This is a genomic window from Streptomyces sp. NBC_00647, assembly GCF_045207245.1.
Classification (GTDB): domain Bacteria; phylum Actinomycetota; class Actinomycetes; order Streptomycetales; family Streptomycetaceae; genus Streptomyces.
Genome location: NZ_CP109040.1, coordinates 4,608,431 through 4,622,337, shown reverse-complemented (window position 1 = coordinate 4,622,337; position 13,907 = coordinate 4,608,431). Strand labels below are relative to the sequence as shown.

The 13,907-nt window shown below is 69.9% G+C and carries 13 protein-coding genes; 7 read left to right on the top strand and 6 right to left on the bottom strand.

What is annotated here, in order from left to right:
* Positions 1-16: 16 nt before the first annotated feature.
* Positions 17-1,717, bottom strand: coding sequence for a sodium:solute symporter family protein (locus OG788_RS20110; RefSeq protein WP_406372490.1), 1,701 nt, complete (start codon positions 1,715-1,717; stop codon positions 17-19).
* A gap of 175 nt (positions 1,718-1,892) precedes the next feature.
* On the opposite strand from OG788_RS20110, the gene galT reads away from it, so the two are divergent.
* Genes galT through galK form a run of 3 tightly spaced genes read left to right on the top strand, consistent with a single transcriptional unit; the run spans position 1,893 to position 5,098 of the window.
* Positions 1,893-2,981 carry a galactose-1-phosphate uridylyltransferase gene (gene galT / locus OG788_RS20105; protein WP_351547732.1) on the top strand — a complete coding sequence of 363 codons (1,089 nt, stop codon included), beginning with the start codon at positions 1,893-1,895 and terminating at the stop codon, positions 2,979-2,981.
* Positions 2,978-3,943, top strand: a complete 966-nt coding sequence (gene galE, locus OG788_RS20100) for a UDP-glucose 4-epimerase GalE (RefSeq protein ID WP_351547588.1) — start codon at positions 2,978-2,980, stop codon at positions 3,941-3,943. Before galT ends, galE begins: the two co-directional genes overlap by 4 nt.
* Before the next feature lie 12 nt (positions 3,944-3,955).
* Positions 3,956-5,098, top strand: coding sequence for a galactokinase (gene galK, locus OG788_RS20095; RefSeq protein ID WP_406376794.1), 1,143 nt, complete (start codon positions 3,956-3,958; stop codon positions 5,096-5,098).
* A 126-nt stretch (positions 5,099-5,224) separates the two neighbouring features.
* On the opposite strand, the gene OG788_RS20090 is transcribed toward galK, so the two are convergent.
* Positions 5,225-5,686, bottom strand: coding sequence for a GNAT family N-acetyltransferase (locus OG788_RS20090; protein ID WP_406376793.1), 462 nt, complete (start codon positions 5,684-5,686; stop codon positions 5,225-5,227).
* 256 nt (positions 5,687-5,942) lie between these two features.
* Between OG788_RS20090 and OG788_RS20085 the strand changes: the two genes are divergently transcribed.
* Positions 5,943-6,710, top strand: a complete 768-nt coding sequence (locus OG788_RS20085) for a response regulator transcription factor (protein WP_261703947.1) — start codon at positions 5,943-5,945, stop codon at positions 6,708-6,710.
* Here the strand turns inward: OG788_RS20085 and OG788_RS20080 are convergent.
* Positions 6,669-7,166, bottom strand: a complete 498-nt coding sequence (locus tag OG788_RS20080) for a MarR family transcriptional regulator (RefSeq protein ID WP_351547585.1) — start codon at positions 7,164-7,166, stop codon at positions 6,669-6,671. The two genes, OG788_RS20085 and OG788_RS20080, sit on opposite strands and share 42 nt — an antisense overlap.
* Positions 7,167-7,326: 160 nt before the next feature.
* Here OG788_RS20080 and OG788_RS20075 point away from each other — a divergent pair, with 160 nt between their 5' ends.
* Positions 7,327-8,145 (top strand): trans-aconitate 2-methyltransferase, encoded by an 819-nt coding sequence (locus OG788_RS20075; RefSeq protein WP_351547582.1) that lies wholly within the window; start codon positions 7,327-7,329, stop codon positions 8,143-8,145.
* On the top strand, positions 8,145-8,516 hold the full coding sequence (locus OG788_RS20070; RefSeq protein WP_406372487.1) for a VOC family protein: 372 nt from the start codon (positions 8,145-8,147) through the stop codon (positions 8,514-8,516). Before OG788_RS20075 ends, OG788_RS20070 begins: the two co-directional genes overlap by 1 nt.
* A 30-nt stretch (positions 8,517-8,546) precedes the next feature.
* Here OG788_RS20070 and OG788_RS20065 read toward each other — a convergent pair whose 3' ends face one another.
* A complete protein-coding gene (locus OG788_RS20065; RefSeq protein WP_261703951.1) occupies positions 8,547-9,227 on the bottom strand; it encodes a TetR/AcrR family transcriptional regulator in 681 nt (226 codons plus the stop codon).
* Positions 9,224-10,237, bottom strand: coding sequence for an acyl-CoA desaturase (locus OG788_RS20060; protein WP_406372486.1), 1,014 nt, complete (start codon positions 10,235-10,237; stop codon positions 9,224-9,226). Before OG788_RS20060 ends, OG788_RS20065 begins: the two co-directional genes overlap by 4 nt.
* Positions 10,238-10,588: 351 nt before the next feature.
* Here OG788_RS20060 and ppc point away from each other — a divergent pair, with 351 nt between their 5' ends.
* Positions 10,589-13,321 carry a phosphoenolpyruvate carboxylase gene (gene ppc / locus OG788_RS20055; protein ID WP_351547575.1) on the top strand — a complete coding sequence of 911 codons (2,733 nt, stop codon included), beginning with the start codon at positions 10,589-10,591 and terminating at the stop codon, positions 13,319-13,321.
* A gap of 83 nt (positions 13,322-13,404) precedes the next feature.
* On the opposite strand, the gene OG788_RS20050 is transcribed toward ppc, so the two are convergent.
* Complete coding sequence (locus OG788_RS20050) at positions 13,405-13,902, bottom strand: hypothetical protein (RefSeq protein ID WP_406372484.1); 498 nt, start codon at positions 13,900-13,902, stop codon at positions 13,405-13,407.
* Between the last annotated feature and the right edge of the window lie 5 nt (positions 13,903-13,907).

The window sequence follows — 13,907 nt, the reverse complement described above, 5'->3', positions numbered from 1 at the left end:
AACGGGTCGGGACTCGTCAGAACGAGAACGGGATGTAGCAGGCGGTCGCCAGGATCAGCGCGCCCCAGCCCAGCAGAGCGGGCTTGCGGTACCAGGCGTCGTCACCGGGGGCCGGCGGCTCGGCCATGCCGGGGGACACGGTGCCGTAGACCAGGCCCTGCAATTCCTCCGCCGGCTTCGGGGCGGTGAAGAGCGAGACCCCGACCATCACGACGCCGCCGGCCACGAAGGCGACGATCGCGGAGACGAAGTTGGCGCCCTGGTCGGAGGGGAAGCCGATGATGTCCTGCTTGTAGAGAACGAAGTAGTTCACCATCGCCGCCGTGGTGCCGGCCAGCAGGCCCCAGAAGCCCGACTTCACCGAGGCCCGCTTCCAGAACATGCCGATGATGAAGACCGCGAACATCGGCACGTTGAAGAAGGAGAAGAGCGTCTGGAGGTAGCTCATGATGTTGGAGAAGGACGAGGCCAGGAAGGCCGTGCCGATCGACGCCAGGACGCCGATCACCGTGATGAGACGGCCGAAGCGGATGTAGTAGGAGTCCTCGCGGTCCGTCACCACGTACTTCGCCCAGATGTCCGTGGTGAACACCGTGTTGAAGGACGAGACGTTGGCCGCCATGCCCGCCATGAAGGCGGCCAGCAGACCGGTCACCGCGATGCCGAGGACACCGTTCGGCAGCAACTCCTGCATCAGGTAGGGGATCGCGTCGTTGTACTGGAGGTCCGAGCCGCTCGTGCCGATCTTCGGGACCAGGACGGCCGCCACCAGGCCCGGGATCATCACCAGGAAGACGATGAAGATCTTCGGGTAGGCCGCGATGAGCGGGGTGCGCTGGGCCGCGGAGAGGTTCTTGGCCGACAGCGCGCGCTGCACCTCGGCGAAGTTCGTCGTCCAGTAGCCGAAGGACAGCACGAAGCCCAGACCGAGCACGATGGTCAGCCAGTTGGCGCCGAGCGGGTTGTCGCTGCCGATGCCCGTGCCGCCCCAGGCTGTCGTGAAGTCGGCGCCGTGGGTCTTGTCCAGGGAGTCCGTCAGGCCGTCCCAGCCGCCCACCCGGTTCAGGCCGAGCGCGGCGATCGGGATCAGCGCCGCGAGGATCACGAAGAACTGGAGCACTTCGTTGTAGATCGCGGAGGAGAGACCGCCGAGGGTGATGTAGGCGAGGACGAAGAAGCCGGCGACCACGATCGCGACCCATTGCGGCCAGCCGAGCAGGGCCTCGACGACGATCGCGAGCGAGTAGAGGTTGACGCCGGCGATGAGGACGGCGGCGAAGGCGAACAGGATCGAACTCAGCAGGTGCGCCCATTTGTCGAAGCGCAGGAGCAGGAACTCCGGCACCGAACGGACCTTGGAGCCGTAGTAGAACGGCATCATCACCAGGCCCAGGAAGACCATCGCCGGGATGGCGCCGATCCAGTACCAGTGCACGGTATAGACGCCGTACTGGGCGCTGTTGGCGGCCATGCCGAGGATCTCGGTGGCGCCCAGGTTGGCCGAGATGAAGGCCAGGCCGGTGATCCAGGCAGGCAGTGAGCGCCCCGACAGGAAGAAGTCGAGGCTCGTCTTCACCGAGCGTCGGGCCGCGAAGCCGATGCCCAGGACGACCACGAAGTAGATGCCGAGGATCGTGTAGTCGAGTGCGTTCGTGGGGAGACGCAGCTCGGCGGCGAGCAGGGTGCCCGGTTGTGGCAGGTGTGTGGGGGACTGCATCAGAACTCGCTTCGTCGCGTGAACGTATCGGACCGGAACCTATGCCTCCGCATCTAAGAAATGAACACTTCTGATGGTGTCCTTTGTTTGATTGTGATGTTGACTGCGGTGGTGGCTTGTGGTTTGTTGTGTTCGGTTATGTTTGAAGGTTCGGGTGTGGATGGGGAGTCCGACTGTGAAGAAGACCTCGACCCGGCTGGCCGACGGTCGTGAGCTCATCTACTACGACGCGGGCGACGACAAGGTGCGCGACGCGGTGGACCGGCGCCCGCTCGACCCGACCGTCACCACTTCGGAGGTGCGCCGCGACCCGCTCCTCGGCGACTCGGTGGCGATCGCCTCGCACCGGCAGGGGCGCATCTACCATCCGCCGGCGAACGAGTGCCCGCTGTGCCCGTCCTCCGGCGACCGGCTGAGCGAGATCCCCGACTCCTCGTACGACGTCGTGGTCTTCGAGAATCGTTTCCCCTCGCTGGCCGGCGACTCCGGCCGCTGTGAGGTCGTCTGCTTCACCTCCGACCACGACGCGTCCTTCGCCGATCTGACGGAGGAACAGGCCGGACTGGTCCTGGAGGCGTGGACCGACCGCACCGCCGAACTGTCGCATCTGCCCTCCGTCCAGCAGGTCTTCTGCTTCGAGAACCGTGGCGCCGAGATCGGTGTGACACTCGGTCACCCGCACGGGCAGATCTACGGCTACCCCTTCACCACCCCCCGTACCGCACTGATGCTGCGCTCGCTCGCCGCGCACAAGGAGGCGACCGGCGGCGCGAACCTGTTCGACGAGGTCGTCGCGCGGGAGCTGGCGGACGGCTCACGGGTCGTCCTGTCGAGTGACCACTGGGTCGCCTTCGTTCCGTACGCCGCCCACTGGCCGTACGAGGTCCACCTCTACCCGCGCCGCCGCGTGCCCGATCTGCTCGGCCTCGACGAGGACGCGCGCACAGAGTTTCCCCAGGTCTATCTGGAACTCTTGAGGCGCTTCGACCGGATCTTCGACGGCCCGGACGGTGGAAAGGAAGGGGCGGGCGAGCCACCGACTCCGTACATCGCGGCGTGGCACCAGGCGCCCTTCGGCCCGCTGGAGGAGTTCGAGGGCGTCAACCGGGACGACTTCGCGCTCCACCTCGAGCTTTTCACCATTCGCCGCACTTCCGGCAAGCTGAAGTTCCTCGCGGGTTCCGAGTCCGGCATGAACGTGTTCATCAACGACGTGCCGCCGGAGACCGCGGCTCAGCGACTGCGAGAGGTAGCGAGTTCATGAGTGGGAAGTACCTGGTCACCGGTGGAGCCGGCTATGTGGGCAGCGTGGTCGCGCGCCACCTGCTCGAGGCGGGCCACGAGGTGACCGTCCTCGACAACCTCTCGACCGGATTCCGCGAGGGCGTCCCCGCCGGTGCCGCCTTCGTCGAGGGCGACATCCGCGACGCCGCCAAGTGGCTGGACTCCTCGTACGACGCCGTCCTGCACTTCGCCGCCTTCTCGCAGGTCGGCGAGTCCGTGGTGAAGCCCGAGAAGTACTGGGACAACAACGTCGGCGGCACCATGGCGCTGCTCGCCGCGATGCGCGAGGCCGGCGTGCGCAAGCTGGTCTTCTCCTCCACCGCCGCGACGTACGGCGAACCCGAGACCACCCCGATCGTGGAGTCCGCGCCGACCCGGCCGACCAACCCCTACGGCGCCTCCAAGCTCGCCGTCGACCACATGATCACCGGCGAGGCGGCGGCGCACGGACTCGGCGCCGTCTCCCTTCGGTACTTCAACGTGGCGGGCGCGTACGGAGAGAGCGGTGAGCGGCACGACCCCGAGTCGCACCTCATCCCGCTCGTCCTCCAGGTCGCCCAGGGCCGCCGCGACGCGATCTCCGTCTACGGCGACGACTACCCGACCCCGGACGGCACCTGCATCCGGGACTACATCCACGTCGCGGACCTCGCCGAGGCGCACCTGCTGGCGGTCGCCGCCGCGACCCCCGGCGAGCACCTGATCTGCAACCTCGGCAACGGCAACGGCTTCTCCGTCCGCGAGGTCATCGAAACGGTGCGCCGGGTGACCGGGTACCCGATCCCCGAGGTCGTGGCACCGCGCCGCGGCGGGGACCCGGCGGTGCTGGTCGCCTCGGCCGACGCCGCCCGGGAACGGCTCGGCTGGAACCCGTCCCGCGCGGATCTCGCGGGGATCGTCGCGGACGCGTGGGAGTTCGCACAGAACGTAGCGAAGGGGTAGCAGGTGGAGCAGGTGGGGGTACGTGAGGGCTTCGAGGAGCTGTACGGTGCCGCGCCCGAGGGTGTCTGGGCGGCGCCGGGCCGGGTCAACCTGATCGGCGAGTACACGGACTTCAACGAGGGGTTCGTGATGCCGCTCGCGCTGCCGCACACGGCGGTCGCGGCGGTGTCCCGCCGGTCCGACGGGGTGCTGCGGCTGCACTCGGCGGACATCGACGGACCGGTCGTCGAACTGCGCGTCGACGAACTGGTGCCCCGGTCGGACACCGGCTGGGCCGCGTACCCGGCGGGTGTGGTGTGGGCGCTGCGCGAGGCGGGCCACGTCATCGGCGGCGCGGACATCCATCTGGCCTCCACGGTCCCCACCGGCGCCGGGCTGTCCTCCTCGGCGGCCCTGGAGGTCGTCACGGCTCTCGCCCTCGCCGACCTGTACGAACTCGGGCTCACCCGCCCCGAACTGGCACGCCTGGCACAGCGTGCCGAGAACGACTTCGTCGGTGTGCCGTGCGGTGTCATGGACCAGACGGCGTCGGCGTGCTGCACCGAGGGCCACGCCCTGCACCTCGACTGCCGCGATCTGTCCATCCGTCAGGTCCCGTTCGACCTCGCCTCCCAGGGCCTCGAACTCCTGGTCGTCGACACCCGGGTGAAGCACGCGCTCGGGGACGGGGCCTACGCGGAGCGGCGCGCGGGCTGCGAGGAGGGGGCGCGTCAACTGGGCGTGTCCCATCTGCGTGATGTCGCGTACGAGGACCTCGACGCGGCCCTCGCCCGGCTCTCCGACGAGCGCGTCCGCCGTTACGTCCGCCATGTCGTCTCCGACGACCACCGGGTGGACCGGGTCATCACGCTGCTGGACGCGGGCGATGTCCGGGCGATCGGGCCCGTCCTGACGGACGGTCACGCCTCGCTGCGCGACGATCTGCGGATCTCGTGTCCCGAGCTGGACCTCGCGGTTTCGGCGGCCAACTCCGCGGGTGCGCTGGGTGCGCGGATGACCGGTGGTGGTTTCGGGGGCTCCGCGATCGTGCTGCTGGAATCCACCGACGTGGACTCCATCAGCAAGGCGATCGCGGAGGCGTTCACGTCGGCGGGTTTCACTGCCCCGCGGATCTTCCCGGCGGTTCCTTCGGCGGGGGCCCGGCGTATCGGCTGACCTCCGGGCTTGTTTCGCCCCCTCCGCCCCTGCCCGTCCCGCGCTCGGGGGGCTCCGCCCCCCGAACCCCCCGCTCCTCAAACGCCGGAGGGGCTGAATTTCTCGGGCGCGGGAGGGGCTGAGACTTCAGGGGCCGAGTAGATGCTTCGTCAGCGTGTACTCCGTGATCCCCGGCGGGTAGTCGGGGATCACGCACACCACCTCGTAGCCCTGCTTCCGGTAGAAGTCCGGGGCCTGGAAGTCCCAGGTCTCCAGGCGGGCGGCGTGGCAGCCCCGCTCCTCGCGTGCGACGCGCTCGGCCTCCGCCAGGAGGAGGCTGCCGAGACCCGTGCCCCGGGTCCGGGCGTCGACCCACAGGTACGTCACGTGGAGCCAGGTCGTCCAGGTGTGGCCCACCAGGCCGCCGGCCAGCTCGCCGGCCTCGTCCAAGGCCCAGAGGTGGAGCGGACGTTCACGTTCCCCCGGGGTTCCGCGCAGGGCGCGCAGCACCGGGGACGCCGCCGTGTTCGTGTCCAGCAAGTGTCTGCGGAGCAGATCCCGACGGTCTTTGTCGTCTCCTGTCTCGATACGAAACATACGGCTCACCATAAACGCGCTGGCCAACCAGTTCTGCAAATTACCTTCCGCTCCCCGCCCCCGGCCGTACCCTGATGAACAGTGCCGGTGGGGGCCGGTGCTGATCAGGGGGCGAGACGGTCGGGTACGACGCCCGAAGTGGGGGTAGCACTTCCAGCACGGCGGCGGCCGTGCGGCTGCGGCACCCCGTTTTCCGGGTCGCAAGCGGGCTCGGGATCACTTCGGGCGCCGTACCTGCACGGACCGTCCCCCGACAGTGGGGGTTTCAGTGGTTCGCATCCGAGTACTGGTCGTCGACGACCATCGCATCTTCGCCGAGTCGCTCGCCGCCGCTCTCGCGGCCGAGCCCGACGTCGACGTGTCCGCGGCGGGCAGCGGCCCCGCCGCGCTGCGCTGCCTCGAGCGCGCGGCGGCGGAGGGCCGCCGCTTCGACGTGCTGCTCGTCGACGCGGACCTGGGCGGCAATCTGCCCGGCATGCGTCCGGCGGTGCCCGTGCAGGAAAGCAACGAGGACGGCCTGGTGGACGGCATCTCGCTGGTGGCCGGGGTGCGCTCCGGGCAGCCGAGCGTACGGATCGTCGTGCTGGCCGAGAAGGACGATCCGCGCCGGGCCGCGCTCGCCCTGCAGGCCGGGGCCTCGGGGTGGGTCGCCAAGGACTGTTCGCTGTCGCGGCTGCTCACCGTCATAAGGGGTGTGCTGCGCGACGAGACCCATCTGCCGCCCGCCCTGCTCACGGGGGTGCTCCGGGAGCTCACCGCCGCGCGCAAGCACCGGACCGAGAGCGAGCGGCTCGTCGAGTCGCTGACGCCCCGGGAGCGTGAGGTGCTGCGGTGCATGGTCGCCGGACTGGGGCGCAAGGCGGTGGCCGAGCGGCTCTTCCTCTCGCCGCACACCGTCCGCACGCATATGCAGAACGTCCTCGGGAAGCTCGGGGTGCACTCCACCCTCGCCGCCGTGGCACTGGCCAGGCGCGCCGGGGTCGGGCCCGTCGACCTAACCGGGGATGTTGTCGAACGGGGCGGTCAACTGGCGTAGCAGACCGGCCAGTTCACCACGCTGCGCCCGGCTCAGTTCCGCGAGGATCGCCCGCTCCTGGTCGAGCAGACCGGCCAGCGCCTGGTCGGCGCGGTCGCGTCCCTCGTCCGTGAGGCGTACGAGCACGCCCCTGCGGTCGCTCGGGTCCGGGAGGCGCTCCACCAGGCCCTTCGTGGTCAGGCGGTCGATGCGGTTCGTCATCGTGCCCGAGGTGACGAGCGTCTGGGTCAGCAGTTGTCCGGGGGAGAGCTGGTACGGGGATCCCGCGCGCCGCAGCGCCGTCAGGACGTCGAACTCCCAGGGCTCCAGGCTGTGCTCGGCGAACGCCAGCCGGCGCGCGCGGTCCAGATGCCGGGCCAGCCTGCTCACCCGGCTCAGCACCTCGAGCGGTTCCACGTCGAGGTCCGGGCGCTCCCGGCGCCACGCAGCGACCAGCCGATCGACCTCGTCCTCCATGACGATCAGTGTAGTGGTTGTGTCGACGTGAAGTCTCTTGATGTGGAGTTTCTTGACGTCGAGATACTTTGTCTGTGAGGCTGGAGATCCAGAACGGTCCGGCCGGCGCCGCCCTTTCGGCGGTCCGCGACCTCTCCGGCGACTATCGAGGAGGCCACCCATGGCTGCCGCCACCACCCCCACCTGGGACCCCGGCCAGTATCTGCGCCACTCCCGGCACCGAGCCCGCCCGTTCGCCGACCTCCTCGCCCAGGTCCCGGAACTCCCCGGCGACCCGGCCCGCATCGCCGACCTCGGCTGCGGTCCCGGCAACGTCACCACCCAGCTCGCCGCCCGCTGGCCCACCGCCCGCATCACCGGCTACGACAACTCCGCCGAGATGCTCGCCCGGACCGAGGAACACGCCGGTCCCACGGCCGGCGGCGGACGGCTCGACTTCGCCCACGCCGACCTCACCGACTGGACCCCCACCGAGACGTACGACCTGATCGCCTCGAACGCCGCTCTCCAGTGGGTACCGGGACACCTGGAGTCGCTCCCCGGCTGGCTCGACGCCCTCGCACCCGGCGGCACCCTCGCGTTCCAGATGCCCCACAACATCGACGCCCCGCTGCACGTCCTGATGCGTGAACTCGCCGGCTCCGCCCGCTGGAAGGACCTCCTCGGCGACGCCCTGCGCCCCACGGACTCGGTCCACGACCCGCTCGTCTACCTGGACCGTCTCGAGGCCCTCGGCTGCGCGACGGACGTCTGGGAGACGACGTACATGCAGCTGCTGACCGGGCAGGACGCGGTGCTCGACTGGGTGAAGGGCACCGGACTGCGGCCCGTTCTCACCGCCCTCGCGGACGATCCCGAGGCCCGGGACGCCTTCGTCGCCGCCTACCGGGACCTGCTGCGCGACGCCTACCCGGCGAAGCCGTACGGCACGGTGCTGCCGTTCCGCCGGCTGTTCGCCGTGGCCCGGAAGAAGGCCTGATGCTCGCCGCCGTCGACCATGTCCAGCTCGCCGCCCCACCGGGCTCCGAGGACCTCCTGCGCGCGTACTACACCGACGCCCTCGGGATGACCGAGGTGCCCAAGCCACCCGTCCTCGCCGCCCGCGGCGGCTGCTGGTTCCGGGCGGGAACCGTCCAGCTGCACCTCGGGATCGAGACCGGCTTCCGGCCCGCGAAGAAGGCCCACCCCGGACTGCGCGTCACCGGCATCGACGCCTGCGCCGCGCGGATCGCCGCGACCGGCGCACCCGTCATCTGGGACGACGACCTGCCGGGCCACCGGCGCTTCTACTCCGAGGACCCCGTCGGCAACCGCCTCGAATTCCTGGAACCGCTCCCCGGCCCGGACTGAGCCCGAGCGGGGAGCGACAGCGACGGGGCGCTAGGCCTTGCGATGCCCTATCAAGCGCGGCTTCGGCTCCAGCCCGTCCAGGCCGTGCCACGCCAGATTCACCAGGTGCGCGGCCACCTCCGCCTTGCGCGGCTTGCGGACGTCCAGCCACCACTGGCCCGTCAGCGCGACCATGCCGACCAGGGCCTGGGCGTACAGCGGCGCCAGCTTCGAGTCGAAGCCGCGGCTCTTGAACTCGCGGCCCAGGATGTCCTCCACCTGGGTGGCGATGTCCGAGATGAGCGACGCGAAGGACCCCGTCGACTGAGGGATCGGGGAGTCCCGCACCAGGATGCGGAAACCGTCCGTGTACTCCTCGATGTAGTCGAGGAGAGCGAACGCGGCCTGCTCGCACAGCTCGCGCGGATGGCCCGCCGTCAGCGAGCTGGTCACCATGTCCAGCAGCCGGCGCATCTCGCGGTCCACCACCACCGCGTACAGACCCTCCTTGCCGCCGAAGTGCTCATAGACCACCGGTTTGGAGACGCCGGCCTTCGCCGCGATCTCCTCCACCGACGTGCCCTCGAACCCCTTGGCCGCGAACAGGGTGCGGCCGATCTCCAGCAGCTGCTGACGGCGCTCGGCGCCGGTCATGCGGGTGCGGCGCGCGCGCCGCGGCTTTTCATTGCTGCTCGGGGTGCTGCTGGAGTCGGTCGCCACGCCGTCAATCATGCCGCTTCAGCGGTTTCCGTCTTGCCTCGGGAGCCGTTCCCGTCGGCGTTCCGGCGGGAATCGATACGAGAGCGTGACGGCCAGCGCACGTCGTACGCCCAGCCGAGCTGCTCGCACCAGCGGATGATCCGGGCCGACGAGTCGATCTGACCCCGGTCCACACCGTGCCGGGCGGACGTCGGGTCGGCGTGGTGCAGGTTGTGCCAGGACTCGCCGCACGAGAGCACGGCCAGCCACCACACGTTGCCCGAGCGGTCACGCGACTTGAACGGGTGCTTGCCGACCGCGTGGCAGATCGAGTTGATCGACCAGGTCACATGGTGCAACAGGGCCACCCGGACCAGGGAGCCCCAGAAGAATCCGGTGAACGCGCCCCACCACGACATCGTCACCAGACCGCCGATCAGCGGCGGCAGAGCCAGCGAGAGCAGCGTCCAGAGGATGAACTGACGCGAGATCGCACGGATCACCGGGTCCCTGACCAGATCCGGCGCGTACTTCTCCTGCGGAGTCCGCTCCTCGTCGAACATCCAGCCGATGTGCGCCCACCACAGGCCCTTCAACAGCGCCGGAACCGTCTCGCCGTAACGCCAAGGCGAATGCGGGTCACCCTCCGCGTCGGAGAACTTGTGGTGCTTGCGGTGGTCGGCGACCCAGCGCACGAGAGGGCCCTCGACCGCCATGGATCCCGCGATCGCGATCGCGATCCGCAACGGGCGCTTCGCCTTGAAGGAACCATGCGTGAAGTAGCGGTGGTAGCCGATCGTGATGCCGTGGCAGCCCAGGTAGTAGAAGAAGACCATCAGGCCGAGATCCAGCCAGCTCACCCCCCATCCCCAGACCAGCGGCACAGCCGCCAGCAGCGCGAGGAACGGAACGGCGATGAAGAGGAGAAGCGTGATCTGTTCGAGTGACCCCTTCTTCTCCCCGCCGAGCGTGGCGGCGGGCAGCCGGGTGTCGTCGTTGTCCGCCTGCGGGGCGTCGTCGATCACATCGGAACTCGTGGTCATGGGCGTCCCCTGTGGGGTTCGAGGGTGAGGAAGCGTGGGGAAGAGTGACCGGGTGCGGCCCTCAGAGTTCCCCCGTCGTCCGACGGGAATCCCTACGGGTCCGTAACCTACGGCGTCGTAAGTATGTCAGCGCGTCGCCCGGCGGCAAGAGCCCGAGAGCCTGCGCGTCCGCGAGGACACCTATCCTTGGAGTCGGTCGGACAGCGCGGTCCGTTCTGATTTCTTCCCGGATGCCACCTCCCTAAGCGGCACCCGCCGCGCGCGGTCGCCACCCGGGTTCCCTCCCAGACGAGCTTCAGACGAGATTCCCCACTCTTCAGACGAGCTTCAACACTGCAAGGAGCCGCACCTGTGAGCAGTGCCGACGACCAGACCACGACGACCAGCAGCGAGCTGCGCGCCGACATCCGCCGCCTGGGCGATCTGCTCGGTGAGACCCTCGTTCGACAGGAGGGCCCCGAGCTCCTGGAACTGGTCGAGAAGGTCCGCCGCCTGACCCGCGAGGACGGCGAGGCCGCCGCCGAGCTGCTGCGCGGCACCGAACTGGAGACCGCTGCCAAGCTGGTCCGCGCCTTCTCGACGTACTTCCACCTCGCCAACGTCACCGAGCAGGTGCACCGCGGCCGCGAGCTGCGCGCCAAGCGCGCCGCCGAGGGCGGCCTCCTCGCCCGCACGGCCGACCGGCTCAAGGACGCCGACCCCGAGCACCTGCGCCAGACGGTCAAGAACCTCAACGTCCGCCCGGTGTTCACCGCCCACCCCACCGAGGCGGCCCGGCGTTCGGTCCTCAACAAGCTGCGGCGCATCGCCGCGCTCCTGGAGACCCCGGTCATCGAGGCCGACCGCCGCCGCCACGACACCCGCCTCGCCGAGAACATCGACCTGGTGTGGCAGACCGACGAGCTCCGGGTCGTCCGCCCCGAGCCCGCCGACGAGGCCCGCAACGCCATCTACTACCTGGACGAGCTGCACGCCGGCGCCGTCGGCGACGTCCTCGAGGACCTCACCGCCGAACTCGAACGCGTCGGCGTCGTCCTCCCGGACGAGACCCGGCCCCTCACCTTCGGCACCTGGATCGGCGGCGACCGCGACGGCAACCCGAACGTCACCCCCGACGTCACCTGGGACGTCCTGATCCTCCAGCACGAGCACGGCATCAACGACGCCCTGGAACTCATCGACGAACTCCGCGGCTTCCTGTCGAACTCCATCCGCTACACGGGCGCCACCGAGGACCTGCTGGAATCCCTCCAGAGCGACCTGGAGCGCCTGCCGGAGATCAGCCCCCGCTACAAGCGCCTCAACGCCGAGGAGCCCTACCGCCTCAAGGCCACCTGCGTCCGGCAGAAGCTGGAGAACACCAAGCAGCGCCTGGCCAAGGGCACACCCCACGAGGACGGCCGCGACTACCTCGGCACCGCCGAACTGCTCCGCGACCTCACCCTCATCCAGACCTCGCTGCGCGAGCACCGCGGCGGCCTGATCGCCGACGGCCGGATGAACCGCACCATCCGTACCCTCGCCGCGTTCGGCCTCCAGCTCGCCACCATGGACGTACGCGAGCACGCGGACGCCCACCACCACGCCCTCGGCCAGCTCTTCGACCGCCTCGGCGAGGAGTCGTGGCGCTACGTGGACATGCCGCGCGACTACCGCGCGAAGCTCCTCGCCAAGGAACTGCGGTCCCGGCGCCCCCTCGGCCCGACCCCCGCGCCGCTCGACGCCGCCGGCCAGAAGACCCTCGGCGTCTTCGAGACCGTCAAGAGGGCCCTGAAGATCTTCGGGCCCGAGGTCATCGAGTCGTACATCATCTCCATGTGCCAGGGCGCCGACGACGTCTTCGCCGCCGCCGTCCTCGCCCGCGAGGCCGGACTGCTCGACCTGCACGCCGGCTGGGCCAAGATCGGCATCGTCCCGCTCCTGGAGACCACCGACGAGCTCAAGGCCGCGGACACGATCCTGGAGGACATGCTCTCCGACCCCTCGTACCGCCGCCTCGTTGCGCTGCGCGGGGACGTCCAGGAGGTCATGCTCGGCTACTCCGACTCCTCCAAGTTCGGCGGCATCACCACCTCGCAGTGGGAGATCCACCGCGCCCAGCGCCGCCTGCGCGACGTCGCCCACCGCTACGGCGTCCGCCTGCGCCTCTTCCACGGCCGCGGCGGCACCGTCGGCCGCGGCGGCGGCCCCTCGCACGACGCGATCCTCGCGCAGCCCTGGGGCACCCTGGAGGGCGAGATCAAGGTGACCGAGCAGGGCGAGGTCATCTCCGACAAGTACCTGGTCCCCTCGCTGGCCCGCGAGAACCTCGAACTGACGGTCGCGGCCACCCTCCAGGCGTCCGCCCTGCACACCGCGCCCCGCCAGTCCGACGAGGCGCTCGCCCGCTGGGACGCGGCGATGGACGTGGTCTCCGACGCCGCCCACTCCGCCTACCGCAGGCTCGTCGAGGACCCCGACCTGCCGACGTACTTCCTCGCCTCCACGCCGGTCGACCAGCTCGCCGACCTGCACCTGGGCTCGCGGCCCTCCCGCCGCCCCGGCTCGGGCGTCTCGCTCGACGGACTGCGCGCCATCCCGTGGGTCTTCGGCTGGACCCAGTCCCGGCAGATCGTGCCCGGCTGGTTCGGCGTCGGCTCCGGCCTCAAGGCACTGCGCGAGGCCGGCCTGGACACCGTGCTCGACGAGATGCACGAGCAGTGGCACTTCTTCCGGAACTTCCTCTCGAACGTCGAGATGACCCTCGCGAAGACCGATCTGCGGATCGCCCGCCACTACGTCGACACCCTCGTCCCCGACGAGCTCAAGCACGTGTTCGCCGTCATCGAGGCCGAGCACGAGCTCACCGTGCGCGAGGTGCTGCGCATCACCGGCGGCGACAAGCTGCTCGACTCCAACCCGGTGCTCCAGCAGACCTTCTCCATCCGCGACGCCTACCTGGACCCGATCTCCTACCTCCAGGTCGCCCTCCTCAAGCGCCAGCGCGACGAGGCAGCCGCCGGCCAGGAAGCGGACCCGCTGCTCTCCCGGGCCCTGCTCCTGACGGTCAACGGTGTGGCGGCGGGACTGCGCAACACCGGCTGAGCATGCGAGAAGGCGCCCTCCGCGCTCGTACGAGTACGAGCGCGGAGGGCGCCTTCATGTCTGGAGGGCCACGCGAGGGTTGTCTACAGGGCCACGAAGGTGAGCGTCAGCAGCGCGAGCCCCGTCCCCGCCATCAGCCACGCCGTCCGCGTCAGCCGCAGACCGCCCGCGACCACCACCGAGGCCAGCAGCAGAGCACCGGCGAGAGGGACCCAGGCGTAGAGCAGACCGGCCGGACCACTGCGCACGACCTCGTCGCTGCCGGGCTTCACCGTGACCGTGTACGTCCCGCCCTTCCTGACCGCCACCGACTGCTCGATGACGACCCGGGTCCGCGCCCGCGAACCGTGCGACGCAGGCGTGTACGCCCCCGTGCACGCCCCGTCCGAGCACGCCGTCACCGCGATCGTGCCGTGCTCCCGGCCCTTGCCGAGCATGACGTGCTGCGCGGTGCCCCAGGAGGCCCAGACGCCCGCGATCAGGATGAGCCCGGTCACCACACCCATCGCCGCGAGCCGCCCGAACCGCAGCGCCGCGTACGCGCTCTGACTGGAGGTGACGGCCCGCATGGCGGGGATCATTGGCC

Excerpts from the sequence above, each read along its gene's own strand:
- OG788_RS20110 (WP_406372490.1), bottom strand. The coding sequence starts at position 1,717 with ATGCAGTCCCCCACACACCTGCCACAACCGGGCACCCTGCTCGCCGCC.
- galE (WP_351547588.1), top strand. The coding sequence starts at position 2,978 with ATGAGTGGGAAGTACCTGGTCACCGGTGGAGCCGGCTATGTGGGCAGC.
- OG788_RS20090 (WP_406376793.1), bottom strand. The coding sequence starts at position 5,686 with ATGGTGAGCCGTATGTTTCGTATCGAGACAGGAGACGACAAAGACCGT.
- OG788_RS20080 (WP_351547585.1), bottom strand. The coding sequence starts at position 7,166 with ATGGAGGACGAGGTCGATCGGCTGGTCGCTGCGTGGCGCCGGGAGCGC.
- OG788_RS20075 (WP_351547582.1), top strand. The coding sequence starts at position 7,327 with ATGGCTGCCGCCACCACCCCCACCTGGGACCCCGGCCAGTATCTGCGC.
- OG788_RS20070 (WP_406372487.1), top strand. The coding sequence starts at position 8,145 with ATGCTCGCCGCCGTCGACCATGTCCAGCTCGCCGCCCCACCGGGCTCC.
- OG788_RS20065 (WP_261703951.1), bottom strand. The coding sequence starts at position 9,227 with ATGATTGACGGCGTGGCGACCGACTCCAGCAGCACCCCGAGCAGCAAT.
- OG788_RS20060 (WP_406372486.1), bottom strand. The coding sequence starts at position 10,237 with ATGACCACGAGTTCCGATGTGATCGACGACGCCCCGCAGGCGGACAAC.
- OG788_RS20050 (WP_406372484.1), bottom strand. The coding sequence starts at position 13,902 with ATGATCCCCGCCATGCGGGCCGTCACCTCCAGTCAGAGCGCGTACGCG.